The sequence below is a fragment of the Pseudoduganella sp. genome, from assembly GCF_041914865.1.
Taxonomy (GTDB): Bacteria; Pseudomonadota; Gammaproteobacteria; order Burkholderiales; family Burkholderiaceae_D; genus Rugamonas.
Window position 1 is genome coordinate 37,172 of sequence record NZ_JAYSCO010000005.1, and the last position, 26,400, is coordinate 63,571.

Sequence of the window (26,400 nt, forward strand, 5' to 3'; positions counted from 1 at the left end):
GGGACTGTGACTATGCTGACTTTCGACGTACAAAAGAATCCAAAGCAGGCTTACACCAGCATGGCGCTGTTGCTGGCCGCGCTGATTATCTTCCCGTTCGCCGCCGCACCGTTCGGCAATTCGTGGGTGCGTATCGCCGACCTGGCGCTGCTCTATATCATGCTGGCGGTGGGCCTGAACATCGTGGTGGGCTTTGCCGGCCTGCTGGACCTGGGCTATATCGCGTTCTATGCGGTGGGCGCCTACATGACCGGCCTGCTGGCATCGCCGCAGTTCGCCACGGTGCTGGAATCGCTGATCAATATGCATCCGGCGTTCGGCGAGGCGCTGGCCGCCATGCTGGGCGAAGACATCCGCACCAACGGCATCCACCTTTCCGTGTGGGTGATCGTGCCGATGGCCGCTGCGCTGGCTGGTCTCTTTGGCGCGCTGTTGGGGGCGCCGACGCTCAAGCTGCGCGGCGACTACCTGGCCATCGTCACCCTGGGCTTCGGTGAAATCATCCGCATCTTCATGAACAACCTGAACGATCCGGTCAATATCACCAATGGCCCGCAGGGTATCAACCTGATCGACCCGATCCGCGTGTTCGGCGTCAACCTGGCTGGCGAAGCCGGCTCGCGCGCCACCGTGGTGGTGGGCGGCTTCTCCATGCCGTCGGTGAATGCCTACTACTTCCTGTTCCTGGTGCTGACCATCGCCACCGTGTTCATCACCTCGCGCCTGCAGCACTCGCGCCTGGGCCGCGCCTGGGTGGCGATCCGCGAAGACGAGATCGCGGCCAAGGCCATGGGCATCAACACCCGCAACGTGAAGCTGCTGGCGTTCTCCATGGGCGCTACTTTCGGCGGCGTGGCGGGCGCCATGTTCGCGTCCTTCCAGGGCTTCGTGTCGCCGGAATCGTTCTCGCTGACCGAGTCGATCGCCGTGCTGGCCATGGTGGTGCTGGGCGGTATCGGCCACATTCCCGGCGTGGTGCTGGGCGGCGCGCTGCTGGCGGCATTGCCGGAAATCCTGCGCCATGTGGTGGAACCGCTGCAGATGAAACTGTTCGGCAAAGTGCTGATCGAATCCGAAGTGCTGCGCCAGCTGCTGTACGGCCTGGCCATGGTGGTGATCATGCTGACCCGTCCTGCAGGCCTGTGGCCATCGCCCAAGCATGAAGACCGTCCGGACGCCGATTCGGACTCCAAAGGCCAGTCGTCCGGCGTCGTGGCAGCGTGAGGTTGAGTGAGATGAGCGAACAAGTAATCCTGAATATCGAAGGCGTCAACAAACGATTCGGCGGCCTGCAGGCGCTGACCGACGTGCGCATCAAGATCAACAAGGGCCAGATCTACGGCCTGATCGGCCCGAACGGCGCCGGCAAGACCACCTTCTTCAACGTGATCACCGGCTTGTACCAGCCGGACACCGGCACCTTTGAGCTGGCCGGCAAGCCGTATTCGCCGTCCGCGCCGCATGCGGTGGCGAAAGCCGGCATTGCGCGCACGTTCCAGAACATCCGCCTGTTCGGTGAGATGACCGCGCTGGAGAATGTGATGGTGGGCCGCCACGTGCGCTCGCACCAGGGCGTGTTCGGCGCGATCTTCCGCCACAAGGCGGCACGCGAGGAAGAAGCGGCGATCCGCAAGCGCGCGCAGGAATTGCTGGACTTTGTCGGCATCGGCCAGTTTGCCAGCCGCACGTCCAAGTACCTGTCGTATGGCGACCAGCGTCGCCTGGAAATCGCCCGCGCGCTGGCAACCGACCCGCAGCTGCTGGCGCTGGACGAACCGGCGGCAGGCATGAACGCGACCGAAAAGCTGGCGCTGCGCGAGCTGCTGGTGAAGATCAAGAACGAAGGCAAGACCGTGCTGCTGATCGAGCACGATGTGAAGCTGATGATGGGCCTGTGCGACCGTATCAGCGTGCTGGAATACGGCAAGCTGATCGCCGAAGGCCTGCCAGCCGAAATCCAAAGCAATAAAGCAGTGATTGAAGCCTATCTGGGAGGAGCGCACTGATGGGCGCCAATGTGTTGAAAGTATCGGGCCTGAAGGTCGCTTACGGCGGCATCAAGGCAGTCAAAGGCATCGACCTGGAAGTGAACGAAGGCGAACTGGTGACCCTGATCGGCGCCAACGGCGCCGGCAAGACCACCACGCTGAAAGCCATCACAGGCACCCTGCCGCCGTGCCGGGTGGAAGGCAGCGTGTCGTATATGGGCCAGTCGCTGAAAGGCACGCAGTCCTTCCACCTGGTGGAGAAAAAGCTGGCCATGGTGCCGGAAGGCCGTGGCGTGTTCACCCGCATGACCATCACCGAGAACCTGATGATGGGAGCGTATACCATGAACGACAAGGCCGCTATTGCAGCCGATATCGAAAAATGGTTCGGCGTCTTCCCGCGCCTGAAAGAGCGTGCCAACCAGCTGGCCGGCACCTTGTCCGGCGGCGAGCAGCAGATGCTGGCCATGGCCCGAGCGCTGATGTGCCACCCGCACCTGCTGCTGCTGGACGAGCCGTCGATGGGCCTGTCGCCGATCATGGTCGAGAAGATCTTCGAAGTGATCCGCGACGTGCACCAGCAGGGCATCACCATCCTGCTGGTGGAGCAGAATGCCAAGCTGGCACTGCAAGCCGCCAACCGCGGCTACGTGATGGAGTCCGGCGCGGTGACCATGACCGGCAATGCCGAGGACATGCTGCACGATCCACGCGTTAAAGCTGCTTACCTGGGCGAGTAAACCCGGCAAGGCGGGGTCAGACCCAAGGGTCAGACCCAAGCTGGATGGCCGTCCCGTCAGAACCCAGAGATGCAGGCGACGCTGCCGGGGTCAGACCCTTGGGTCTGACCCAGGTTTACCGGGTTTAAGCGAGCAGGGCAGCGAAGCGTTCAATATCGACGTTCCCACCGCTGATCAGCACCCCCACGCGCTTGCCGCGCAACTGATCCTTCATCCTGCGCGCCGCCGCAAAGCCCAGGCACCCGGTCGGCTCCACTACAATCTTCATACGCGAAGCAAAGAACCGCATCGCATCCACCAGCTCCGCATCGCTGACCGTCAGGACATCATCCACATGGCGCTGGATGATCGGAAAGGTGTGCGCACCCAGATGCTGCGTCTGCGCCCCATCCGCAATCGTCTTCGGCGTGTCGATATGCACGATCGAACCGCTGCGGAACGACTGCTGCCCATCATTGCCAGCCTCCGGCTCCACGCCATACAGCTTGCATTTCGGCGACAGCGCGCGCGTCGCCAGCGCCGAGCCACCCAGCAGACCGCCGCCGCCCAGGCAGACGAAGAAATAATCCAGTTCACCGACATCCTCGAACAGCTCCTTCGCCGCCGTGCCCTGGCCCGCGATCACGTCCGGATGGTCGTAGGGCGGAATCAAGGTCATGCCTTTTTCCTCCGCCAGCCTGCGGCCAATCGCTTCCCGGTCCTCCTTGTAGCGGTCATAGGTGACCACGTTGCCGCCGTATCCGCGCGTCGCGGCGACCTTCGAGGCCGGCGCGTCCTCCGGCATGACGATGGTGGCGGGGATGCCCATCAGCTTCGCCGACAGCGCAATCGCCTGCGCGTGGTTGCCCGACGAGAATGCCACCACACCCGCCTTGCGCTGCGCCTCGCTAAAGCGCGACAGCGCGTTGAAGGCGCCGCGGAACTTGAACGCGCCCATGCGCTGCAGGTTCTCGGCCTTGAAGAACAGCTCTGCGCCCAGTTCCTCGTTGGCGGTGCGGGAGGTCAGCACCGGCGTGCGGTGGGCATAGCCTTGAATGCGGCCGGCGGCCGCGACGACGTCTGCATAAGTTGGGATGGTCATAGTCTCTTTCCTTACCAGGGCCAGGGGATGTTCCGGCCGATGTTGTGGGCGAGGGCGCGCTCGTACAGCATACGCACCGTGGTCAGGTCCTGCAGGGCAATGCCCGTCATATCAAAAATCGTGATGTCGCCGGGGGCGCGTGCCGGCGGCGCGTCCAGCAGATCGCCCAGCTCGGCGGCAGGCAGCGCGGGCGCCCACTGCAGTTCGCCGATACGGCGCGCCTGCGGCAAGTCGTCGGCCCACACGCGGGCCCGCTCCAGCAAGCCGGATGGCAGCTCGCGCTTGCCCTGCGTGTCGGCGCCCACAGCATTGATATGCGTGCCGGCGCGCACGGCATCGGCGCTGAACAGGGCGGCGCGGCCGGGCGTGGCAGTGATGACGATGTCGGCCGCCGCGACGGCTGTATCGGCTGCCGCCGTATGCGGGCCGCCTGCCAGCGCTACCTCGCAGCGTGCGGCGAACTGCGCCTCGAATGCCGGCTCGCGGCGGCCGTCGGAGCTGACGTAGCGTACGCGCTTGAGCGAGGGCAGGGCGTGCAGCGCATATGCCGTATGGCCGCGCGCCTGCACGCCGGTGCCGAAGACGCACACCTGTTCGCTGTCGGGACGCGCCAGCAGTTGCAGGCCCAGCGCGCCGGCGGCGGCGGTGCGGGCGGTGGTGACGGCATTGCCGTCGGCGATGCAAATGGGGCGTCCGGTGCGCGGGTCGAGCAGCATGATGGTGGCCTGGTGCGCTTCGCCGCCGGCCTCGCGGTTGGCGGGCCAGAAGCCGGCGGCCTTGAAGCCGAGCAGCTCCTGTGCCGGCACATCGCCCGACTTGATGCCGAAGATGGCGCTGCCGGGCAGCTCCTCGCGCACCAGTGGGAATACGCGCGCCGCACGGGCGGCATGCAGCGCGAAGGCTTCAAGCACGGCGGCGCGTACATCGTCGGGCTGCAGCAGGGCGGCGACGGCGTCGCGGTCCAGCATCAGCAGGCGGGCGTCGTTATTTCGCATAGTTGTAGGCCGTGGCACGCGAGACGCCGAGGTGGGCGGCGATGGTTTCCATCGCGCGCCGCGTGTCCAGCAGACCCGCGTCGCCCAGCTCGCGCATCAGCGCGCGGCGGTCTTCTGCCTTCAGTGCGCGCGGCGTGGTGGAGAGGCGGGCAGCGAATTGCTCGATGTGGGCGCGGATGGCATCGGCGCCGGCTGCGGGCGCCAGCGATTCCAGCACCGCTGCGGTGGGATCGACGTTGCTGAACTGGCCCAGCATCGCCTGCAGGCTGCGGAACAGGTTCAAGTCCACGTTCAGGCACAGGGCGGCGATGTATTGCTGGTTCCGGTCCTTGATGCCGATTGAGGTGCTTTTCGCGGGGCGGCCGTCAGGGAATGTGTTGGCGTAGTTGGCCAGCACCTGCGGGAAGGCCGGGTCGGCAATGCGTGCCAGGCCAAGCTCGGTCGCGGGATCGCCCACTTCGCGGCCCGACAGGTTGTTGTGGATCGCCAGCACGGCGTGGCTTGGGTCGAGCAGGTCATGCAGCACCACCTCGGTGAAGGGCGCCAGCGTGCGGCCGAGGCCGTCGGCCACGTGTTTCATTTGCTCCAGCAGGTGTTGCTGGTCCGGGGTGCGTATCGTCATTAAGACAGATTATCTCAACTTGGATTAAATGTCTAATTGCTTTTCCAGCTTGAGCGACGTCAAGGTCTGGCTCCGCTTGCTTGAATTGCAAACTTACTCCGTCCATACTGAAATATCAGGGAGGACGGCGAAATGGAAAACTCAACTGATGGAATTTTCGTCCAGCTAAGCGTTGCGCAACGAGAAGTACTGGAGCGATTTGCCGCCGACTTGGACATGCCGGTGAGTGACTTTCTCCGCTCGGCGGCGGAGTGTATGTATTTCTTCGACCGGAATGAGGTGATGAGGCGCCTGCTGAGTAAGTCCAATGTAGCGTCGGACGACGCTGAATGGCAGCGTTCAATGGAGGAGATTGATGCCTCACAGCAGCGCGTTCGCGAGATGCTAAGTAGCCATCCGGTGAAGTAATGGGACTCTTCGGCGGGCTTGCCAAGTCTGTCTACGCGGCGTTGAACGCGCCGCGGCGCTTGGACGCATTAAATCTGAGGGTTGCGGAGCAGCAGAAGACGATCACCTTACTTACCGAGCGCGTGATTCGACTTGAAGTCCTGGTCGGGAAAGGCCATGCAAGGCGTTGGGACGATTCAAACGATCCACCCGTCTGAACAAAAAAAGCCCCGGTCATGGCCGGGGCTCTGGAAGGACACCCGCTGAGAGGAAACCACGGATGCCGAGGAGACCTGCGTACAGCGTTGCTTCACGGCCGGCCACCGGGGCCGGCGGGTACTTCTGGATTACTGTTTCTTGGCAGCGTTGGTGGCGACCGTGGTGAACTGGTTCACAGCGGCGTTCACGTTCGCTTCGAAGGTTTCTGCGGCAGCCTTGGCGCTCTTGGTGAACTGCTCGTAACCGGCGTTGGCGTTGTTCAGGGCGGACTTGAACAGGGCAACGGCGCTTTCGCTGCCGGCTGGGGCGTTCTTGCTCACTTCGTCAACCAGGGAAATCACCTTGCGGTTGGTTTCCGCGATCTGGGTTTCGGCGGCCTTGCTGAATTCAGCGCCGGTGCCGGAAGCGATCGATGCCAGGTGACGGCCGTAAGCGATGGCTTTTTCGGCGGCTGGCTGGGCCTGGGCTGCGCTCAGGGTGAAGAATTCTTGCGGGTCCTTGGCGGCCAGCAGTTGCTTGGCGGCGACCGACGATTCTTCCAGCGAAGCCTTGGCAGCGGTGATGTTCAGGTCGACGAACTTCTCAACGCCTTCGAAGGCCTTGTTGGTCAGCGAAGAAAACAGTGCGAATTGGCTTTCGAAGTTTGCCTTGGTGGCATTAGAGAACTGCTCAGGAATCGCAAACATTGGACTCTCCAAAATTAAATTAGTCGTTGAAACTTGCTGCTTCTACAACGGAAAACAACATATTGTGCAACGCAACAAAGGCGATTATCCGGGTTCAGGAATCAAAGTCAAGCAGTTTTTGTGCGTTGCACAAAGGTATCAACTCCTTGTTGCATAAGGCTTTCTGGCCAGGTCGCTAAAAATAATTGCTGCCCGGAAGGATTTTCGTCCCAGTGCTAGAATCCACGGGATGCGCTCGCTCTTTTCCCCGATTCCCCTGTTCTTCGTTTTCCTGTGGAGTACCGGTTTCATCGTCGCCCGCTACGGCTTGCCGTACGCGCCGCCGCTGACTTTCCTTTTGTTGCGCTTTCTCGGCGTGCTGGCCATCCTCGGCCCGGCGCTATGGCTGCTGCGCGCGCCGTGGCCGAAAGGGAAGGTCGGGCATGTGGCGGTGGCGGGGCTGCTGCTGCAGGCCGGCTACCTGAGCGGGGTCTGGTGCGCGATCAAACTGGGCATGCCGGCCGGCCTGTCGGCGCTGATCGTCGGCATGCAGCCCATCCTGACCGCGCTGGCGGCGCCCTTGATCGGCGAGCGGGTCCGGCCACGCCAGTGGATTGGCCTTGGCTTCGGCCTGGCCGGCGTGGCCTTGGTCGTTTATGCGAAGATCACGCTGATTGGGCTCAGTTGGCAGGCGATCGCGCTGGCCGTGTTCGCGCTATGGTCGATCACGGCAGGCACGCTTTATCAAAAGCATTACTGCCCGCAGTTTGACTTGCGCACCGGCACGGTCATCCAGTTCGCCGCCTCGGTGGTGGCGGTGCTGCCCGTCGCCTGGCTGCTGGAGGACATGGGTTCGGTCCAATGGACGCCACAATTCCTCGGCGCCTGGGCCTGGTCTGTGCTCGCTCTGTCCATCGGTGCGATTTTCCTCCTCTTTGAGCTGATCCGTCGCAGCGATGCGACGCAGGTCACGAGCCTGCTCTACCTTACACCGCCGACCACGGCGCTCATGGCCTGGGCCATGTTCGGCGAAGTGCTGAACTGGATGGGCATTGCCGGTATGGCGCTGGCGGTGATTGGGGTACTATTTGTAGTTAAGCAACCTAACCAGGCAAAGCCATGATCCGTACCCCAGACCAGCAGGCCGTCGACGCGGCCATCACCTCGCGCCGTTCGATCCGCGCCTTCCTGCCCACCCCGGTGGCGCAGGAAGATATCGAAGCCATCCTGGAGGTGGCCGCACGGGCGCCGTCCGGCACCAATACCCAGCCCTGGAAGGTCTATGTGCTGACCGGCGCCATGAAAGAGGCGCTGTCCGCCAAAATCCTGGCGGCCTACGCCGATCCGGAGCAGAACAAACTGCATACCGAGGAATACGCCTATTACCCGCGCGAGTGGGTCTCCCCGTACATCGACCGCCGCCGCAAAGTAGGCTGGGACCTGTATGCGCTGCTGGGCCTGACGCGCGAGAACAAGGCTGGCATGGCGGCCCAGCACGGCCGCAATTTTTCATTCTTCGATGCGCCGGTCGGCATGATTTTCACTATCGACCGCATCATGGAGCAGGGCTCCTGGCTCGACTATGGCATGTTCCTGCAGAACATCATGGTGGCGGCGCGTGGCCGCGGCCTCGATACCTGCCCGCAGGCCGCCTTTACCCAGTACCACCGCATCATCAGTGAGGTGCTCGGCCTACCGGCCAGTGAAACTGTTGTATGCGGGATGTCGCTTGGCTTCGCTGATCGTGGCAGAATTGAAAACAGCCTGGTAACCGAACGCGAGCCGATTGCGAAATTTGTTAAATTTATGGAGTGAACAAGCTTTCGTTGTAGCCTCGCGTCACTATGGGAAATGTGTATTGTGGGACTGAAAACTTTGCGCTGAAAATCGCTTGCGCCGGAATCTGATTTTGCTACACTGCAACTGGCGATTCTGCTGATTCACTCCGGGGAATGACGAATGAACAAACTTGCTATCGGTCTGCTGGTGTCCTTGTTTTGCGCAACGGGGTCTATGGGTTCTGCGCAGGCGGCCACCAAGAAAGCAGGTATGCGCTATGCAGCGCCCGCGGCCAAGACCCAGGTGGTCAAGCGCGTCGTCAAGACTCGTGGCAAGAACAAGGTTGTGTACCAGCGCGTGACCAAGGTGGCCGATTTCGGCCGTCCTACCATGGGCGACCTGGCCGGCCTGAACCTGGTGCGCGATCCCCTCGATCTGAAATCCAATGTGGCCCTGGTGCTGGACCAGGCCAACTCCGAAGTCCTGTTTGAAAAGAACGCCGGCGTGGCATTGCCCATCGCCTCGATCACCAAGATGATGACCGGCCTGGTGGTGGTGGAATCCGGCCAGGACCTGGACGAGGTGCTGACCGTGACCGACGAAGACGTCGATCGCGAAAAATTCAGCTCCTCGCGCCTGAAAGTGGGCGACCGCCTGACCCGCCGCAATATGCTGCATATTGCCCTGATGAGTTCCGAGAACCGTGCCGCTTCCGCGTTGGGCCGCAACTATCCGGGTGGCCTGCCGGCCTTTGTCGCGGCCATGAATGCCAAGGCGCAGGAGCTGGGCATGAACGATACCCGCTATGTCGACTCGAGTGGCCTGTCGAAGATGAACGTGGCCAGCGCGCGCGACCTGGCCAAGCTGGTGCAGGCATCCTACGAGCACCCGATCCTGCGTGAGTTCTCGACCGATCCCAAAGCGGTAGTCGAAAACAATGGCCGTCCAGTGACCTTTGGCACCACCAATCGCCTGGTGGCGCCGAACTCGGGCTGGGAAATCGGCCTGCAGAAAACCGGCTTCATCAACGAAGCGGGCCGCTGCCTGATCATGCAAGCCATGGTGGAAGGGCGCGCCGTCATCATGGTGCTGCTCGATGCCAAAGGCGCTGCGGCCCGTGTGGCCGATGCCAACCGCATGAAGAAATGGCTGACGGCGCTCAAGCCGACCTTCGGCGACACCGTCAGCGGCGCCAGCTCGGGCGCCCAGGCTTATTCGGGAATGTAACCCAGGGTGGCGGAGATCTGGTTGGCGGTATTGACCAGGTCTTCCAGCCACTCCTCCTGCAGCCGGTCGGCCGGCGCGGAAATCGACAAGCCTGCCACCAGTTTGCCGGAATCGTCGCGGATGCCGGCCGCCATGCAGCGCACCCCCAGTTCCAGCTCTTCATTGTCGCGCGCATAGCCGCGCGCTCGCACCAGGCTCAGCTCGCGCTCCAGGCGGGCCAGGTCGGTGATCGAATTCTTGTTGTGGCCGGCCAGCCCGGTGCGGGTGGCGTAGGCGCGGATCGCCTTCGGCTCATCCACCGAGAGGAACAGCTTGCCGGTCGAGGTCAGGTGCAGCGGGCCGCGCGCGCCAATGGCGCGCACCACCTGCATGCCCGAGCGTTCCGAGTAGGCGCGGTCGATGTAGACGATTTCGTCGCCCTGGCGCACCGACAGGTTGATCGTCTGCTGCGTCTTTTTGTGCAGTGCACGCATGGAATCCAGCGCCGCTTCGCGCACCGACAGCCGGCTCTTCACCACGTTGCCCAGTTCCAGCAGGCGCATGCCGAGGCGGTAGGTGCCCGGTTCCACGCGGTCGACAAAGCGGGTCACCACCAGGTCGTTCAGGATGCGGTGCGCAGTGGAAGGGTGCAGGCCGGAGACCTTGGACAGCTCTTTCAGGGGAACCGGATCCGGGTATTTGGCCAGTGCGTCGAGCAGGGCCGTCATGCGGTCGATAACCTGGATGGTGGTCTTCGGTTCCTGCGGGGGCAGGGTTTCACTTTTCATGATGTGGTTGGTGCGGTGCGGTATAAGCAGACTTATTTATACCATGATGTGAAAAAAATGGGAATTCTGTCGCTATAATCCGTCACCATGGAACCTGTCAGTGAATTCAAAAGCAAAAGCGGCCTGAAGCGCATTTTCTCGGCCTTCTTCTACTCCATGGACGGCCTGAAAACGGCTATCCGTTCGGAGCACGCCTTCCGCCAGGAACTGGTGCTGTTCGTGGTCGGCAGCATTGCCGCGCTGCTGTTGCCCGTTTCTGCCTTCCAGAAACTGGTATTGATCGGCAGCATGGTCATCGTGCTGATCGTCGAACTGATCAACTCCGCCATCGAGGCCGTGGTGGACCGCGTCTCGCTGGAACGCCACCCCCTGTCCAAGAATGCCAAGGACTTTGGCAGTGCCGCGGTACTGCTGGCTTGCCTGCTGTCGGGCGCAGCGTGGGCGGTCGTCCTGTTCAACCGCTTCTTTTAATTACTTTCTTGTATAACGAACGAAGAAAGTATTCGTTCGTATTTATATAAGCGAAAGGTAATCTGGCGTCTCCAAACACAAAAGGGGAAACCAGATGCTGTCCAAGAAACTGATTGCCGCTGCCTTGTTCGCCACCGCTGCAGTGGCGCAGGCGGCCGACGTGAGCCTGCTCAACGTCTCTTACGACCCGACCCGCGAGCTGTACCAGGACGTCAACACCGCCTTCGCCAAGGAATGGAAGGCCAAGACGGGCGACAACGTGAAGATCAAGCAATCGCACGGCGGCTCGGGCAAGCAGGCGCGCGCCGTGATCGACGGCCTGGAAGCCGATGTGGTGACCCTGGCCCTGGCCTACGATATCGACGCCATCGCCGAGCGCGGCCTGCTGGCCAAGGACTGGCAGAAGCGCCTGGGCCATGACTCCGCCCCCTACAGCTCGACCATCGTCTTCCTGGTGCGCAAAGGCAACCCGAAAGCCATCAAGGACTGGGCCGACCTGGTCAAGCCAGGCGTGGCGGTGATTACCCCGAATCCGAAAACCTCGGGCGGTGCGCGCTGGAACCACCTGGCCGCATATGGCTACGCCTTGCGCCAGCCGGGCGGCAGCGACGCCAGCGCCAAGGAATACCTGAAGAAGCTGTACAAGAACGTGCCGGTGCTCGACTCCGGCGCGCGCGGCGCCACCACCACCTTCGTGGAACGCGGCATCGGCGACGTGCTGATCGCCTGGGAAAACGAAGCCCTGCTGGCGATCAAGGAACTCGGTCCGGACAAGGTGGAAATCGTGGCGCCGTCCGTCTCCATCCTGGCCGAGCCGCCAATCGCCATCGTAGACAAGGTGGTCGACAAGCGCGGCACGCGCAAGGTGGCCGAGGCTTACCTGCAGTTCCTGTACACCGACCAGGCGCAAGCGATCATTGCGCAGAACTACTACCGCCCGAGCGTGGAAAAGGAAGCCAGGAAGTATGCGGCCCAGTTCCCGAACGTGAAGCTGTTCAAGATCACCGATGTGGCCGGCGACTGGAGCACCGCGCAGAAGACGCACTTTGCTGACGGCGGCGTGTTCGACCAGATCTACCAGCCAGGCGCCAAGCTGGCCGGCCAATAATCAAGCAACGGAGGGTCCGATGGCGATCCAACAACTGAACCAATTCCGCGTACTGGTCGCCCCTGGCCTGCACAATAGCGGCCCGGACCACTGGCAGTCGCGCTGGCAGCGCCTGTACCCGCGTTTCGAGCGGGTCGAGCAGGAACGCTGGAGTGATCCGGTCCTGCTGCGCTGGGCAGATCGCCTGGATGAGGTACTGGACCAGGACCGCCGTCCGACCCTGATCGTTGCCCACAGTTTCGGCTGCCTCACCACAGCACTCAGCCTGTCACGTGCATCCTCCCCCCATGTGGCGGGTGTGTTGCTGGTGGGGCCTGCCGATCCCGACAAGTTCAAGGTCAGCGCCTTGCTGCCGCACGGCGAGCTGCCTTGCCCCTCGATCATGGTGGCCAGCACCAACGACCCGTGGATGACGGCGCAGCGCGCCGAACTGTGGGCGCGGCGCTGGGGCAGCGACTTCGTCAACGCCGGCGCACTGGGGCATATCAATGCCGAGTCCGGCCTGGGCGACTGGCGTTTCGGCCAGCGGCTGCTGCAAGTGCTGGCGCAGCGTGCCAGCTATATCAGCCTCGGCGAACGCTTCGCCGCGCCCAAGAAGGCGGCGCCTTCCTTCGCCCGCAGCGCCGCGCCCGCCAGCCTTCTAACGGTTTAGGAAATATGCCGGCCGCGAAAGGGGGAAGATCACCAGGCCCCTGGACTGGCTAGTGCAGATGTTTCTTGCAAGCGCCCCTCGGGGCGCTTTTTTTCTTGCAGCGCCGCTTTCAATGCCTCGGCTTTTTCAGGATAGGCTGATCCGGGCCAGGGCGGGCAGGGCGATGCCGCCGGCGTCAGCCGATAACCGTCGCGGCGGGGGCGGCGGCCTGGGGTCAGTGCAGGTGGCTTTGTTGCAGGCTTTCCGGGCGTCTTTTTTCTTTGAGCATTTCGCGCAGGGCCGCGATGTCATTGCGGGCGCAGACGATGCACTGGGGGTTGTTCTTGCCAGCGGGCGGGGCGAATTCGACGGCGGCCAGGATGCTGGCCTGGATCGACTTCAGCTTATCGTGGGCGGCCAGCGGCAGGCCGGCATCTTCGAAATCCGCCATCAGGTGTTTGGCGGTGCAATACACCGTGGCCTTCTCGAACTTGGTGTAGGCCTGCAGGGCCATCTCGGTCAGGTCGCACAGGCGGTCAGTCAGCAACAGAGCATCAGTCATCACTTCCTCCCTTCAATCGCTTGCAGACAATGTAGCACGCTTGGCATGCCGATACCAGCGCGTAGCATTTCCAGGAGGAAAGCATGCAAACCACTAAATATTATTCAATTAAACAACACTGACAGAAGAATAAACGGTTTCCCCCTTGGTAAGTTCAAATCGTGCGCGTTAGTATTTTTGCACCTGCAACGAATTGATTGGATTACCACATGAAGAACGCAGTACGTTTCAAACGCACCCTTATCGCCAGCGCTGTCCTGCTGGCCACTTCCCAGGTTTACGCACAAACGACTGCCTCCGCGCCGGCTGCCGAAGAGCAGCAGACCGTGGTTGTGCTGGGTTCCCGCTCAACCGCCAAGACCGCGCTCGATACCGCCGCGCCAGTCGGCCTGATCAACGCCAAGGACATGCAGAGCGCCGGCCCGCTGGAGCTGGGCAAGCTGCTGCAGACCCTTGATCCATCGTTCAACTTCTCCACCACCTTCATCAGTGACGGTACCGACATCATCCGCCCGGCGACCCTGCGCTCGCTCGGCCCGGACCAGCTGCTGGTACTGGTGAACGGCAAGCGCCGCCACCAGCAGGCGCTGGTGAACGTGCAGCAGACCATTGGCCGCGGTTCGGCCGGTACCGACATCAACGCCATCCCGCTGTCGGCCATCCACCACATCGAAGTGCTGCGTGACGGCGCTGCCGCCCAGTACGGCTCCGATGCGATTGCCGGCGTGATCAACATCGTGCTGAAGTCGAACGTCAACGAAACCGCTTTGAGCGGCCAGATCGGCACCACCAAGGAAGGCGACGGCGACATGATCTCCGGCAGCGTCAACCACGGTTGGGCGCTGGGCGAGAATGGCGGCTTCCTGAACGTATCGATGGAATACCGCAAGCGCGACGAAACCAACCGCGCCACTGAAGATTCGCTGCGTGTGAACCCGCCGCGCGTGACGCAGCGCATCGGCGACAGCGATGCCAAGGATGCTTACCTGTGGTGGAACGCCTCGCTGCCGATCGACAAGTCGAGCGAGTTCTACGCCTTCGGCGGCTTCTCCAAGCGCAAGGGCGATTCCTCCGGCTTCTTCCGCTCCAAGGGCGATGGCCGCAACGTGCCGGCCGTGTATCCGGAAGGCTTCCTGCCGAACATCCGCACCACCGTGAGCGACGGCTCCTACGCCTTCGGCTACCGCCGCGACCTGGCCAACGACTGGAAAGCTGACATCAGCATCAACCACGGCATGAGCGAACTGGCCTTCCGTGAAGCCAACACCATCAACGTGTCCTACTGGTACGAGCCGAAGCCGGGCGGCGGCATTTACGCCGAATCGCCGCGCGACGCCGAGACCGGCAAGCTGAAGTTCAACCAGACCACCATCAACGCCGACGTCAAGGGCCCGGTCAAGCTGGGCGGCGAAGAAGTGTTCGTGGCCACCGGCTTCGAATACCGCCGCGACAACTACCAGATCATTGCCGGCGACCCTGTGTCCTACCAGTACGGCCGCACCAACAATCCGCTGATCCCGATCAAGAACCAGGTGGGAGGCGTAGCGGCATCCGGCACCCAGGGCTTCCCAGGCTACACCCCGGCCACCGCCGTGGACGAGGGCCGCCACAATATCGCCCTGTTCCTGGATACCGAATACCGTCCATTCCAGGAGCTGCTGCTGGCTGGCGCCGTGCGCTACGAGAAGTACTCCGACTTCGGCAGCACCACCACCGGCAAGCTGAGCATGCGTTGGGACCCAAGCAAGCAAGTGGGCGTGCGCGGCAGTGTATCGTCCGGCTTCCGCGCCCCGGGCGTGCAGCAGAAGTTCTACAGCTCGGTATCGACCAACCTGAACCAGGCGGGCGAGCTGACCGAAACCCTGACCGCACGTGAGGGCAGCGCCGTCACCACCGCGCTCGGCATCAAGCCACTGAAGGAAGAAACTTCGCGCAACGCCTCCGTGGGCCTGGTGCTGCGTCCGGCGAAGAATATGTCGCTGGCGGCCGACCTGTACCAGATCAAGATCAAGGACCGCATCGTGTTCTCCAGCGAAATTTCGCCGGAAGCCAATGGCGGCCCGATCGCCAACGTGCTGAATCCGCTGAAAGTAGGCCAGGCGCAGTTCTTCACCAACGCGGTGGACACCACCACCCGCGGCCTGGACATCGTGGCTGACCACACCACCCGCTTCGAAGGCGCGACCCTGGTGCTGTCCGGCCAGCTGGGCTTCAACAAGACGGAAGTGACCAAGCGCCACTCGCCATCCAGCCTGCTGAGCGGCGAGCAGCTGTTCAACCAGGCGCAGGTGACCCTGATCGAACGCGGCCAGCCACGCAAGCACCACGTGGTGGCGGCCGACTACACCTTCGGCAAATGGAACGTGAATGCCCGCGCCAACTACTACGGCGAAGTGCAGGGTGAAGGTTTCAGCCCGCTGCAGACCTGGGAAGCCAAGTGGATCGCCGACTTCAGCGGCCGCTACAACTTCAGCAAGAAGACCAGCGTTTCGGTCGGTATCAACAACGTGTTCGACACCTACCCGTCGGAGTGGACCAACGGCGGCGACTTCCCGAAACTGGGCTTCAAGTACTGCTGGGAAACCTGCCCGTTCGGCGTGAATGGCCGTTCGATGTACGTGAAGTTTGATACCGCCTTCTGATCGGCGGTAATGCAGGAGAGGGGCGCGCCATGCGCCCCTTTTTTATTTGCCGGCAGGTGTGAATTTTCGCGTACATTCCGGCCGGGCCAGATGCTATTCTGGGCCATGGAATCGACCGTCCCAAGCGAAGAATTCATCCGCGTGAACTTTCCCCGGCTGGCCGCGGCACTGGCCTATATGCCGGTGGGCGTCACCATTGTCGACCGCGACCTGACCATCCGTTTCTGGAACCCGGCGTTCTGCCAGGTGCAGGGTTTCCCGGAAGGTGTGATGTACCCCGGCATCACGATGGCCGACGTGTTCCGCTATATCGCCCGGCGCGGCGACTATGGGCCGGGCGATATCGAGGCGGCGGTGGCGGCGCGCGTTGCGCTGTGCCTGCAATTCGAACCGCATGATTTCACGCGCACCATGGCCAACGGGCTGAAACTGCATATCATCGGCCGCCCGATCTTCGGCGCCGACGGCGCGGTCAGCGGCTTCGTCACCATCTACCACGATGTGACGGCCGAGCGGCGCCATGAGGAGGCGCTGGAAGCCAAGAACCGCGAACTGGAGCAGGCCCGGCAGCAAGCCGAGGCCGCCAGCATGGCCAAGGGCCAGTTCCTGTCCAAGATGAGCCACGAGATCCGCACGCCGCTGAATTGCGTGATCGGCATGGCTTACCTGGCCTTGAAGACGGAACTCGACCCGCGCCAGCGCGATTACCTGGAAAAGATCCGCTTCGCCGGCGAGCATGTGCTGGGCCTGATCGACGACATCCTCGATATTTCAAAAATCGAGGCCGGCAAGATGGAGGTGCAGTGCATCGACTTTTCGCTGCAGCAGGTGATGCAGACCGTGATGGCGGTGGTGGCGCCCAAGGCCGCCAGCCGCAACCTGGAGCTGGTCATCGATATCGACCCGGCTGTGCCGCCGACCCTGGTGGGCGACCCGCTGCGGCTGGGCCAGGTCTTGATTAACTATACCAACAATGCCATCAAGTTCAGCGAACGGGGCCGGATCGAGGTGCGGGTCCGCATGGTGGCCGGCGGCGGCACCGACTGCCTGCTGCGTTGTGAGGTGAGCGACCAGGGCATTGGCCTGAGCGAAGCGGAAATCGCGCGCCTGTTCGTTTCCTTCCAGCAGGCTGACGCCTCGACCACGCGTGAATATGGCGGTACCGGCCTTGGCTTGGCCATCTGCAAGGAGCTGGCCGAGCTGATGGGCGGCGCGGTAGGCGTGCGCAGCCAGCCGGGGCAGGGCAGCACCTTCTGGTTCACGGCCCGGGTCGGGCTGGCCGCCGCGCACCTGGCCGCGCTGGCCGAACAGGCGCACGAGGCCGCCAGCCGCCTGCTGGCCCAGGAGCACCCTGCGGCGCGGCTGGGGACGGCCCGCATCCTGCTGGCGGAAGACAATGAATTCAACCAGCAGATCGCGCAGGAAATGCTGGAAGAGGCGGGCGCCATCGTGCACGTTGCCAGCAACGGCGTGGAAGCCATGGACTTGCTGCGCCAGCATGCCTTCGACTGCGTGCTGATGGACGTGCAGATGCCGCAGATGGACGGGCTGGAAGCGACGCGCCGCATCCGCGCCGACCCGCGCCTGGCCCGCCTGCCGGTGCTGGCCATGACCGCCACCGCCACCACCGAGGCGCGCCAGCGCTGCATCGAGGCCGGCATGGACGACTTCATTTGCAAGCCGATCCAGCCGGCCCTGATGTGCCGCACCATCGCCAACTGGCTGGCGCCAGGCGCGCAGGCGGCGGGCGTGGCCCGTGCTTAAGCCGCGTCCAGCCAGTAGCGGCTCAGGTCCTGCAGCCCCCATTGCTCCTGGTCTTCGCGGCCGGTAATGCTGTCCAGCGCGCCGGCGGTCGCCAGGTCGAGGCTGAGGGGCGGGATGTAGCTCATCGACTTGGTCGAGAAGAAGACGCGCACCAGCGGCTGCAGCAGGGACTTGCTGTTGTCCACCACCACGGCCAGCCGGCCCGACTTGAGCTTGACCAGGGTGCCGACCGGGAAGATGCCGATGCATTTGACGAAGGCGCCAAACAGCTGCGGGTCGAAGTGGCCCTCCTTGGTCCACTCGGCCATGCGGCGCAGCGACTCGGCCGGGCACCAGCCCGCCTTGTAGGGGCGGTTGGAGGTGATGGCGTCGTACACGTCGCAGATGGCCCCCATGCGTGCATACAGGCTGATCTCCTCGCCCTTCAAGCCGTGCGGGTAGCCGCTGCCGTCGAACTTTTCATGGTGGTGCAGGCATACGTCGAGCACCATGGCCGGCGCGTTGCCGCTGCCGGCCAGCATGTCGTAGCCGGCCATCGGGTGCCCTTTGACCTTGCCGAACTCGGCATCGGTCAGCCGGCCCGGCTTGTTCAGGATCTCCAGGGGAATGGCCATCTTGCCGATATCGTGCAGCAGGCCGGCCAGGCCGCAGTCGCGCAGCTCCGCATCGGGCAGGCCGATCTGCTTGCCCAGCGCCACCATCATGGCCGACACGGCAACCGAATGCAGGTAGGTATAGTCGTCGGCCTGTTTCAGGCGCAGCAGGCTGACCAGTGCGCCCGGATTGCGCAGCACGGACGAGGCCAGGTCTTCCACCAGCGGCATGATGGTGCCGAAGTTCTGCAGGCGGCCCATGCGCGCGTCGTCAAACATGTCGCTCACGGCCTGGCGCGACTGCTTGACCAGGCGCGCCGCGTGCTGCAGTTCGTCCGCCATACTGGTCGGCTGCACATTCGCGAAGCGGAAAGGCGGCGCCGCTGCGGCAGTTGCCGCTGCCGGCGGGGCCGCGGCGGGCGCCTCGGCATCGACCACATCGAGTCCCTTTTCCAGGTCGATCCATAACTCTTTCACCCCGCTCGCCAGCAGTTTATGGACGATTTCCTGGCTATCGAGCGCGAAAGAAGGGGCCCAGAAAGGGTTTTTGATCCAGGAGCCGCGCATGGCATGCACGTACATTCCCCGGCGCACCTGGTCAATGGTGATTTTCTTAATCATGGCAAAGGGATAAACAAGCAGGCTCGGGGCCGGGAGCCTGGAAACAGCAGGAAGCTGCGGGAGGACGCGGGGAAGAGGCGTCCTGGACAGGATAGCACATCGATAGCATTTTGGCTTGCCCAGCCGGGCCCAGCGTCGCACCCCCGCAATAGCATCTAAGCAAATGACAAAAGGTTAGTTTGGTTTATAACGCGCGAATGCGACTATGCGACCCTGTTAGTCGAAAATGTAATAAGGGAGCGAGCATGTCTGCAGTAGCCGCATCAGTCCCACGCCCGGCGCCGCTGGCGGCGGGGGAGGTCAAGGCCAGGAAGGCGCCGTATCGGGTGATGCCTGGCTTTAACCTGTCGCTGGGATTCACCATCCTGTACCTGACGCTGATCGTCCTGATCCCGCTGTCGGCCATTTTCCTCAAGACCTTCACCATGAGCTGGGACGGTTTCTGGGCGGCCGTGACGTCGGAGCGCGTGGTGGCATCTTATAAGCTGACCTTCGGCGCTTCCTTCATCGGCGCACTGGTCAACGTCTTCTTCGGCGGCATCGTGGCCTGGGTGCTGGTGCGCTATCAGTTCCCCGGCAAGCGCATTGTCGACGCGCTGGTTGACCTGCCGTTCGCGCTGCCGACCGCCGTGGCCGGCATTACCCTGACCGCGCTGTACTCGTCCAACGGCTGGTTCGGCCGCTTCATCGAGGGCGTGCTGGGCATCAAGGTGGCCTTCACCCCGCTTGGCGTGGTGGTGGCGCTGACCTTCATCGGCCTGCCGTTCGTGGTGCGCACCGTGCAGCCCGTGCTGGAAGACGCCGAGCGCGAGCTGGAGGAGGCTGCCGCCAGCCTGGGCGCCTCGGCCTTCCAGACCTTCCGCCGCGTGGTGTTCCCGACCATCCTGCCGTCGCTGCTGACCGGCTTTGCGCTGGCGTTTGCGCGTGCCACCGGCGAATTCGGTTCCGTCATTTTCATCGCAGGCAATATGCCCCTGGTCTCCGAAATCACCCCGCTGTTCATCATCACCAAGCTGGAACAGTACGATTACGCCGGCGCCACCGCCATCGCCGTGGTGATGCTGGTCGCCTCCTTCATCATGCTGCTGACGATTAACCTGCTGCAGGCCTGGTCGCGCGGGAGGGCTGGCAAATGAGCGGCAGCGCAACCCCAATCCGCCGCGGCGAACTGCCGCAACGCCATGACGTGCTGGAGCCGCGCTGGGTGCGCTGGACCCTGATCGCGGTGGCGCTCACTTTCCTTACCCTGTTCCTGTTCGTGCCGCTGGTGGCTGTTTTTACCGAGGCGCTGAAGAAGGGCTGGGACGTGTACGCCTCCGCCATCCTGGAGGACGACGCGATTTCCGCCATCAAGCTGACCCTGTTGACCGCCGCCATCGCGGTGCCGTTCAACCTGGTGTTCGGCGTGGCGGCGTCGTGGGCCATCACCAAGTTCGAGTTCCGCGGCAAGAGCCTGCTGCTGACGCTGATCGACCTGCCGTTCTCGGTGTCGCCGGTGATCTCGGGCCTGATCTATGTGCTGCTGTTCGGCGCCCAGGGCTGGTTCGGCCCGTGGCTGGCGGAGCACGACATCAAGATCCTGTTCGCGGTGCCGGGCATCGTGATCGCCACCGTGTTCATCACCTTCCCCTTCGTGGCGCGCGAACTGATCCCGCTGATGCAGGCGCAGGGCAGCGAAGAAGAGGAGGCGGCGGTGGTGCTGGGCGCCAACGGCTGGCAGACCTTCTTCCGCGTGACCCTGCCGAACATCAAGTGGGGCCTGCTGTACGGCGTGATCCTGTGTAACGCCCGCGCCATGGGCGAATTCGGCGCGGTGTCGGTGGTGTCCGGCCATATCCGCGGCGAGACCAATACCATGCCGCTGCAGGTCGAGATCCTGTACAACGAATACAACTTCGCCGCCGCCTTTGCCGTGGCCTCGCTGCTGGCGCTGCTGGCGCTGGTGACCCTGGCAGTGAAAACCTTTATCGAATGGCGCCTGCACGAAAACTACGACGACGCCGCCAAGGAGCATTGAAATGACGATCGCAGTCAAGAACATCAACAAGCGTTTCGGCGACTTCGTCGCCCTGGACAATGTCACGCTCGACTTCCCGCAGGGCGAGCTGACCGCGCTGCTGGGCCCATCGGGCTGCGGCAAGACCACGCTGCTGCGCTGCATCGCCGGCCTGGAACATCCCGATTCGGGCCAGGTGCTGCTGGACGGCGAAGACGCCTCCGACCGCCACGTGCGCGAGCGCCAGGTGGGCTTCGTGTTCCAGCACTACGCGCTGTTCAAGCACATGACGGTATTCGAGAATGTGGCCTTCGGCCTGCGCGTCAAGCCGCGCAAGGAGCGCCCGTCGGAAGAGCAGATCCGGCGCAAGGTCAAAGAGCTGCTGGAACTGGTGCAGCTGGACTGGCTGGCCGACCGCTATCCGCCACAGCTGTCCGGCGGCCAGCGCCAACGTATCGCCCTGGCGCGCGCGCTGGCGGTGGAGCCGCGCGTGCTGCTGCTGGACGAGCCGTTCGGCGCGCTGGACGCCAAGGTGCGCAAGGAATTGCGCCGCTGGCTGCGCCGCCTGCACGACGAGCTGCACGTGACCTCCATCTTCGTCACCCACGACCAGGAAGAGGCGCTGGAAGTGGCCGACCGCGTGGTGCTGATGAACAAAGGCCACGTCGAGCAGCTCGGCTCGCCGGACGAGGTGTACAACCATCCGGCCTCGCCGTTCGTGTACGGCTTCCTGGGCAACGTCAACGTCTTCCATGGCCGCGTGCACGAAGGCGTGCTGGCCAGCGACGGCGTGGAGTTCGATGTGGAGGGCCACGGCAGCGGCAAAGGAACGGCCTACATCCGCCCGCACGACCTGGAGGTGGAGCGCTACCAGCCGGGCGCGGAAGGCATCGTGGTCAAGCTGCGCCGCGCGCATGCCATCGGCCCGCTGGCCCAGCTCGACCTGGAGCGCGCCGACAACGCGCAGATCATTGAAGCGACGATCTCCAACGAACGCTATATCGCGTTGAACCTGAAAGACGGCGAGACGCTGGTGGTGCGTCCCAAGCGCCTGCGCGTCTTCGTCGATGAGGGCGCCCACGCATGAACTTCCAACAGCTACGCTCCGTGCGCGAAGCCGCGCGCCGCAACTACAACCTGACCGATGTCGCCAACGCGCTGTTCACGTCGCAGCCGGGCGTAAGCCGCCAGATCCGCGAGCTGGAAGACGAACTGGGCGTCGTCATCTTCGAACGCAATGGCAAGCGCCTGACCGGTTTGACCGAGCCGGGCAAGGGCATCCTGAAGATCGTCGACCGCCTGCTGGTGGAGGCGGAAAACCTGCAGCAGGCCAGCCTGGAGTTCACCGGCCAGAAAAGCGGCACCCTCAGCATCGCGGCCACCCATACCCAGGCGCGCTACGCGCTGCCGAAGGCGGTCTCGCATTTCCGCAACGAGTTCCCGGACGTGCGCATCGCCCTGCAGCAAAGCGCGCCTGACCATATCGCGGAATGGGTCCTGTCGGGCAAGGCCGATATCGGCATCGCCACCGAAGGCCTGTCGCAGTTCCCCGACCTGGTCTCCTTCCCATGCTACAAATGGAGCCACCTGATCGTGGTGCCGGACAACCACCCGCTGCTGGCGCGCTCCCCGATCCGCCTGGAGGACCTGGCCGATTATCCTTTGATCACCTACGACGTCGGCTTTACCGGCCGGGGCCACATCGACGCCGCCTTCGAGAAGGCCGGCGTGCGCCCGGACATCGTGCTGACCGCCATGGACTCGGACGTGATCAAGCAATACGTCGCGCTCGGCCTGGGCGTCGGCGTGGTGGCTTCGATGGCGTTCGACCATGGCCGCGACAAGGGCCTGCGCGCGATCGAGGCCTCGCACCTGTTTGCGGTAAATACAACAAGACTTGCGTTGCGTAAGGGAGCATACTTGCGTTCGTATGCCTATGAGTTCATCTCGCAGTTTGCCCCGGATCTGAAACGCACCGACATCGAGCAGGCCTTGCAGGGAGGCGATGCCCTGTAACCTTGAGGAGGTTGTATGGCAATCGGCAACGGGAAAATCGGCGTCCGCCTGGCCGCCGGATTGGGTCTTGCACTGGCTTTCATGGTGGGCATTGCCGTTACCGGCATCGCCAACCTGGGTAAGCTAAACCACGGCACGGAAGATATCGCCACCGACAAGGTGCCGAAAGTGGTGTTCGCCTACGAGGCGATCGGCGGCGTCAACGACATCGCGCGCGCCATGCGCAACGCCATGCTGTCCACCGATCCCGAAACGGTGCAGAAGGAGCTGAAGCGCGTCGAGGACAAGAAGGCCGAGATCGATGGCAATCTCGATAAGCTTGCCAAATTGATCGAAGACGACACGGATGCCGAAAGCAAGGCCAGGCTCAAGGCCGTGCAGGAAGCGCGCGAACGCTACCTGGTGGTGCAGACCAGCTTCCTGCAGAAGTCCGCCGACGACAGCCAGCGCGATGAAAACGTCAAATTCCTGCTCAGCGCCGTGCGCAAGGAGCAGACCGCCTACCTGAATGCGCTGACCGAGCTGGTGAAATACCAGACGCAAGCGGTCAACACGGCCAGCGATGTGGCCAACCAGGCCTACGCCAGCTCACGCAACCTGATGATCGTGCTGACCGTCGCCGCTGCCGTATTGGCGGCCTGGGTCGCATGGTGGGTCACGCGCAGCATCACCCAGCCACTGAACCGCGCGGTGGGCGTGGCCGAGGCGGTGGCCGGCGGCGACCTGACGCAGCGCATCGAAGTCACCAGCAGCGACGAAACCGGCCAGCTGCTGCAGGCGCTGGCGAATATGAACGACAGCCTGGCGCGCACGGTCGGCAAAGTGCGTTCCGGTTCGGACACCATCACCACCGCCTCCAACGAAATCGCCAGCGGCAACCTGGACCTGTCTTCGCGCACCGAGCAGCAGGCCAGCTCGCTGGAGGAAACCGCTTCCTCGATGGAGGAGCTGACCTCCACCGTGCAGCAGAATGCGGAGAACGCGCGCCAGGCCACGCAGCTGGTGGTCACGGCATCCGACTTTGCCACGCGCGGCGGCGCCGTGGTGGGGCAGGTGGTCAGCACCATGGGCGCGATCAAGGAATCGTCCAACAAGATTGTCGACATCATCGGCGTGATCGACGGCATCGCCTTCCAGACCAATATCCTGGCGCTCAATGCGGCGGTGGAAGCGGCGCGCGCCGGCGAGCAGGGACGCGGCTTCGCCGTGGTGGCGTCGGAGGTGCGCAACCTGGCGCAGCGCTCGGCGGCGGCGGCCAAGGAAATCAAGGAACTGATCGGCAGCTCGGTGGAAACCGTGGACGAGGGCGCGCGCCTGGTCGACCAGGCCGGCGAGACCATGGACGGCATCGTCAAGGCGGTGCAGCAGGTGAGCGACATCATGCAGCAGATCAGCATGGCGAGCCAGGAGCAGAGCACCGGCATCGCCCAGGTCAACCAGGCCATCGTGTCGATCGACGACGTGACGCAGCAGAATGCCGCGCTGGTGGAAGAAGCGGCAGCGGCCGCCCAGTCCATGCGCGACCAGGCCGAGATGCTGGCCGAGGCGGTCAGCGTGTTCCGCCTGGCCGACCAGCAGGCTGCGCCGCAGCGCCTGGCGGCGCGGGCCATCGTCAAGGCCGCGACCCGGCCCGCGCCGCGTGCGCCGGCACGGCCTGCGCCGCCCGCTGCCGAACCTGCCCGCCCGCACCTCGTCAAGTCCAGCAGCAAGGGCGAAGGGGAGTGGGAAGAGTTTTAGAACTCTGCCCAGCCGTCGTTGCCATTGGCCGCGACGGCCGTCCTCAGGGTTGGCGCGGGCTTGGCTGCTACCTTGCGGCCGGGCCGCAGGCGTGTGACGCTGGCCAGTGCCTGGGATGCCACGGCAGTGCGCCCCGCTTGTGCGCGCGCAGGCGGCGCAATGCGGGCGCGTGCGGCACTGGCCACGGCCTGCGTGGTGGCGGCGGCCTGGTTGGTGGCTGCCAGGCGGAACACGCTGACCGCCTGCGACAGCGAAGCCGCCTGCTCCTGCAATGCCCCGGCCGCGGCCGCGGCCTGCTCCACCAGCGCTGCGTTTTGCTGCGTCACATTATCCATCTGCACCACCGCTTCGTTGATTTGCTCGATGCCCGCGCTCTGCTCGCCGCTGGCGGCCGAGATCTCGCCGATGATGTCCGACACCTGCTGCACGCTGTTGACCACCTCCTGCATGGTGCTGCCGGCTTGATCAACCAGGCGGCTGCCTTCTTCCACCTGCGCTACCGAGTTGTCGATCAGGTGCTTGATCTCCTTGGCCGCGTTGGACGCGCGCTGCGCCAGGTTGCGCACTTCCGATGCCACCACCGCAAAGCCGCGCCCCTGTTCGCCCGCGCGTGCTGCTTCCACCGCCGCATTCAGCGCCAGGATGTTGGTCTGGAAGGCGATGCCGTCGATGACCGAGATGATTTCCACGATCTTGTAGGCCGATTCGTTGATGGCGCTCATCTTGTCCACTACCTGCGACACCACCGCCCCGCCGCGGCGCGCGACCTCGGACGCATTGCCGGCCAGCTGATTGGCCTGGCGCGCGTTGTCGGCGTTCTGGCGCACGGTGGAGGTCAGTTCCTCCATGGAAGAAGCGGTTTCCTCCAGCGAGCCGGCCTGCTGCTCGGTGCGCGACGACAGGTCCATGTTTCCGCTGGCGATTTCCGCCGAAGCGGTGCTGATCGAATCGGTAGCCTGGCGCACGTTGCCGACGATACCGGACAGGCTGTCGTTCATGGTGCGCAGCGCGGCCAGCAGCTTGCCTGTTTCGTCGTTGCTGTCCACTTCAATGTGTTGCGTCAGGTCGCCGGCAGCGACAGCTTCGGCCACGCGCACGGCGCGGTTCAGGGGCAGGGTAATGCTGCGCACCAGCCACCAGCCGATGGCAGTGGCCAGCGACAGACCGCCGACCAACAGGACAACGACCGCCACACGCAGCGTCTCGTAAGAGCTCTGTGAAGTTTCGAACTCCTTTTTGCTCACTTCGATCTGTAACTCGATCAGTTCGTTTATGGTATCGCGCAATGGCTGGAAGTTGGACTCCATCGGGCCGTGCAGCACGCTCTTAAGCTGTTCGATGTCGCCTTGTTTGGCCGCTTCCAGCGCCGGCCTCAGGCCATTTTGCACAAACGTGGCGCGGGCCGATGCGAAGCGGTCCGCCAGCACTTTTTCATCTGGGGTGACGAAGGTTTCGGAATAGGCGTTCCACAATTCGTTGGCGCGTGCAACATTCTTTTCCACAGTCGCGATCATCGCGGGCAGCTTGGAAGGGTCGTCGCTAGCAGCCTTGCTGATGGCGATCTGGTTGCGGTTGACTGTGCGGATCACGCCATCGAGCTGCCCCAGTGCGACCAGGCGGTCCTCATAGACTGTTTTCAGTGCGCTGTTGGACTTTGACAGGCTGGTGATGCCGGCGATACCGAGCACCGTCATGATGATCGACAGGATTGCTAACGCCGCCACCAGGCGGGTTCGGATTGTAAGATTCTTAAGCATGAGCGACTCCATCCGAGGCGCGTCGGCGCCAG

The 26,400-nt window shown here is 63.5% G+C and carries 25 protein-coding genes; 17 read left to right on the forward strand and 8 right to left on the reverse strand.

Going from position 1 to position 26,400, the window contains the following annotated elements; translation table 11 throughout:
• The first annotated feature begins 12 nt into the window (after positions 1-12).
• The 3 genes from ACE3TQ_RS03720 to ACE3TQ_RS03730 are packed head-to-tail and all read left to right on the forward strand — an operon-like array spanning position 13 to position 2,728.
• Positions 13-1,224 (forward strand): ABC transporter ATP-binding protein, encoded by a 1,212-nt coding sequence (locus tag ACE3TQ_RS03720; RefSeq protein ID WP_374580598.1) that lies wholly within the window; start codon positions 13-15, stop codon positions 1,222-1,224.
• A gap of 11 nt (positions 1,225-1,235) precedes the next feature.
• Complete coding sequence (locus tag ACE3TQ_RS03725; protein ID WP_130310751.1) at positions 1,236-2,006, forward strand: ABC transporter ATP-binding protein; 771 nt, start codon at positions 1,236-1,238, stop codon at positions 2,004-2,006.
• Entirely contained in the window at positions 2,006-2,728 is a 723-nt protein-coding gene (locus ACE3TQ_RS03730; RefSeq protein WP_374580599.1) for an ABC transporter ATP-binding protein, read from the forward strand. Before ACE3TQ_RS03725 ends, ACE3TQ_RS03730 begins: the two co-directional genes overlap by 1 nt.
• 124 nt (positions 2,729-2,852) lie before the next feature.
• Here ACE3TQ_RS03730 and ACE3TQ_RS03735 read toward each other — a convergent pair whose 3' ends face one another.
• Genes ACE3TQ_RS03735 through ACE3TQ_RS03745 form a run of 3 tightly spaced genes read right to left on the reverse strand, consistent with a single transcriptional unit; the run spans position 2,853 to position 5,426 of the window.
• Entirely contained in the window at positions 2,853-3,809 is a 957-nt protein-coding gene (locus ACE3TQ_RS03735; RefSeq protein ID WP_374580600.1) for a threo-3-hydroxy-L-aspartate ammonia-lyase, read from the reverse strand.
• Between the two features lie 11 nt (positions 3,810-3,820).
• Positions 3,821-4,804 (reverse strand): ornithine cyclodeaminase family protein, encoded by a 984-nt coding sequence (locus ACE3TQ_RS03740; RefSeq protein WP_374580601.1) that lies wholly within the window; start codon positions 4,802-4,804, stop codon positions 3,821-3,823.
• A complete protein-coding gene (locus tag ACE3TQ_RS03745; protein WP_374580602.1) occupies positions 4,794-5,426 on the reverse strand; it encodes a transcriptional regulator in 633 nt (210 codons plus the stop codon). The genes ACE3TQ_RS03740 and ACE3TQ_RS03745 overlap by 11 nt, the downstream gene beginning before the upstream one ends.
• 132 nt (positions 5,427-5,558) lie before the next feature.
• Between ACE3TQ_RS03745 and ACE3TQ_RS03750 the strand changes: the two genes are divergently transcribed.
• Positions 5,559-5,834 carry a hypothetical protein gene (locus ACE3TQ_RS03750; RefSeq protein WP_374580604.1) on the forward strand — a complete coding sequence of 92 codons (276 nt, stop codon included), beginning with the start codon at positions 5,559-5,561 and terminating at the stop codon, positions 5,832-5,834.
• A gap of 326 nt (positions 5,835-6,160) precedes the next feature.
• On the opposite strand, the gene phaP is transcribed toward ACE3TQ_RS03750, so the two are convergent.
• The gene (phaP, locus tag ACE3TQ_RS03755) at positions 6,161-6,718 is read right to left on the reverse strand and encodes a TIGR01841 family phasin (protein ID WP_374580605.1); all 558 of its coding nucleotides are present in this window, start codon (positions 6,716-6,718) and stop codon (positions 6,161-6,163) included.
• A gap of 229 nt (positions 6,719-6,947) precedes the next feature.
• Here phaP and ACE3TQ_RS03760 point away from each other — a divergent pair, with 229 nt between their 5' ends.
• The 3 genes from ACE3TQ_RS03760 to ACE3TQ_RS03770 all read left to right on the forward strand — a co-directional run bounded on the left by ACE3TQ_RS03760 (position 6,948) and on the right by ACE3TQ_RS03770 (position 9,703).
• Entirely contained in the window at positions 6,948-7,820 is an 873-nt protein-coding gene (locus ACE3TQ_RS03760; protein ID WP_374580606.1) for a DMT family transporter, read from the forward strand.
• On the forward strand, positions 7,817-8,512 hold the full coding sequence (locus ACE3TQ_RS03765; protein WP_374580607.1) for a nitroreductase: 696 nt from the start codon (positions 7,817-7,819) through the stop codon (positions 8,510-8,512). The genes ACE3TQ_RS03760 and ACE3TQ_RS03765 overlap by 4 nt, the downstream gene beginning before the upstream one ends.
• Positions 8,513-8,656: 144 nt before the next feature.
• Positions 8,657-9,703, forward strand: a complete 1,047-nt coding sequence (locus ACE3TQ_RS03770; protein ID WP_374580608.1) for a serine hydrolase — start codon at positions 8,657-8,659, stop codon at positions 9,701-9,703.
• On the opposite strand, the gene ACE3TQ_RS03775 is transcribed toward ACE3TQ_RS03770, so the two are convergent.
• Entirely contained in the window at positions 9,688-10,470 is a 783-nt protein-coding gene (locus ACE3TQ_RS03775; RefSeq protein ID WP_374580609.1) for an IclR family transcriptional regulator, read from the reverse strand. The two genes, ACE3TQ_RS03770 and ACE3TQ_RS03775, sit on opposite strands and share 16 nt — an antisense overlap.
• Positions 10,471-10,557: 87 nt before the next feature.
• Here ACE3TQ_RS03775 and ACE3TQ_RS03780 point away from each other — a divergent pair, with 87 nt between their 5' ends.
• The 3 genes from ACE3TQ_RS03780 to ACE3TQ_RS03790 all read left to right on the forward strand — a co-directional run bounded on the left by ACE3TQ_RS03780 (position 10,558) and on the right by ACE3TQ_RS03790 (position 12,701).
• Positions 10,558-10,941 carry a diacylglycerol kinase gene (locus ACE3TQ_RS03780; RefSeq protein WP_374580610.1) on the forward strand — a complete coding sequence of 128 codons (384 nt, stop codon included), beginning with the start codon at positions 10,558-10,560 and terminating at the stop codon, positions 10,939-10,941.
• Positions 10,942-11,035: 94 nt separating this feature from the next.
• Positions 11,036-12,049, forward strand: a complete 1,014-nt coding sequence (locus ACE3TQ_RS03785; RefSeq protein WP_374580611.1) for a sulfate ABC transporter substrate-binding protein — start codon at positions 11,036-11,038, stop codon at positions 12,047-12,049.
• A gap of 19 nt (positions 12,050-12,068) precedes the next feature.
• Positions 12,069-12,701 (forward strand): RBBP9/YdeN family alpha/beta hydrolase, encoded by a 633-nt coding sequence (locus ACE3TQ_RS03790; RefSeq protein WP_374580612.1) that lies wholly within the window; start codon positions 12,069-12,071, stop codon positions 12,699-12,701.
• A 214-nt stretch (positions 12,702-12,915) separates the two neighbouring features.
• Here ACE3TQ_RS03790 and ACE3TQ_RS03795 read toward each other — a convergent pair whose 3' ends face one another.
• Positions 12,916-13,242: a hypothetical protein gene (locus ACE3TQ_RS03795; protein ID WP_374580613.1), complete on the reverse strand. Its 327-nt coding sequence runs from the start codon at positions 13,240-13,242 to the stop codon at positions 12,916-12,918.
• 209 nt (positions 13,243-13,451) lie between these two features.
• Here ACE3TQ_RS03795 and ACE3TQ_RS03800 point away from each other — a divergent pair, with 209 nt between their 5' ends.
• Together ACE3TQ_RS03800 and ACE3TQ_RS03805 are read left to right on the forward strand one after the other, a co-directional pair.
• Entirely contained in the window at positions 13,452-15,884 is a 2,433-nt protein-coding gene (locus ACE3TQ_RS03800) for a TonB-dependent receptor plug domain-containing protein (protein ID WP_374580615.1), read from the forward strand.
• 105 nt (positions 15,885-15,989) lie between these two features.
• Positions 15,990-17,648 (forward strand): response regulator, encoded by a 1,659-nt coding sequence (locus ACE3TQ_RS03805; RefSeq protein ID WP_374580616.1) that lies wholly within the window; start codon positions 15,990-15,992, stop codon positions 17,646-17,648.
• On the opposite strand, the gene ACE3TQ_RS03810 is transcribed toward ACE3TQ_RS03805, so the two are convergent.
• Entirely contained in the window at positions 17,645-18,862 is a 1,218-nt protein-coding gene (locus tag ACE3TQ_RS03810; RefSeq protein WP_374580617.1) for an HD-GYP domain-containing protein, read from the reverse strand. The genes ACE3TQ_RS03805 and ACE3TQ_RS03810 overlap by 4 nt on opposite strands.
• A gap of 329 nt (positions 18,863-19,191) precedes the next feature.
• Between ACE3TQ_RS03810 and cysT the strand changes: the two genes are divergently transcribed.
• From cysT to ACE3TQ_RS03835, 5 genes are read left to right on the forward strand one after another with little or no spacing between them, the layout of a single operon-like run.
• The gene (gene cysT, locus ACE3TQ_RS03815) at positions 19,192-19,998 is read left to right on the forward strand and encodes a sulfate ABC transporter permease subunit CysT (protein ID WP_374580708.1); all 807 of its coding nucleotides are present in this window, start codon (positions 19,192-19,194) and stop codon (positions 19,996-19,998) included.
• Positions 19,995-20,879 (forward strand): sulfate ABC transporter permease subunit CysW, encoded by an 885-nt coding sequence (gene cysW / locus ACE3TQ_RS03820; RefSeq protein ID WP_374580618.1) that lies wholly within the window; start codon positions 19,995-19,997, stop codon positions 20,877-20,879. Before cysT ends, cysW begins: the two co-directional genes overlap by 4 nt.
• Position 20,880: 1 nt before the next feature.
• Entirely contained in the window at positions 20,881-21,945 is a 1,065-nt protein-coding gene (locus ACE3TQ_RS03825) for a sulfate/molybdate ABC transporter ATP-binding protein (protein WP_374580619.1), read from the forward strand.
• Positions 21,942-22,874 (forward strand): CysB family HTH-type transcriptional regulator, encoded by a 933-nt coding sequence (locus tag ACE3TQ_RS03830; RefSeq protein ID WP_374580620.1) that lies wholly within the window; start codon positions 21,942-21,944, stop codon positions 22,872-22,874. Before ACE3TQ_RS03825 ends, ACE3TQ_RS03830 begins: the two co-directional genes overlap by 4 nt.
• 15 nt (positions 22,875-22,889) lie before the next feature.
• Positions 22,890-24,611: a methyl-accepting chemotaxis protein gene (locus ACE3TQ_RS03835; RefSeq protein WP_374580621.1), complete on the forward strand. Its 1,722-nt coding sequence runs from the start codon at positions 22,890-22,892 to the stop codon at positions 24,609-24,611.
• Here the strand turns inward: ACE3TQ_RS03835 and ACE3TQ_RS03840 are convergent.
• The gene (locus tag ACE3TQ_RS03840; RefSeq protein WP_374580622.1) at positions 24,608-26,368 is read right to left on the reverse strand and encodes a methyl-accepting chemotaxis protein; all 1,761 of its coding nucleotides are present in this window, start codon (positions 26,366-26,368) and stop codon (positions 24,608-24,610) included. The two genes, ACE3TQ_RS03835 and ACE3TQ_RS03840, sit on opposite strands and share 4 nt — an antisense overlap.
• Positions 26,369-26,400 lie beyond the last annotated feature (32 nt).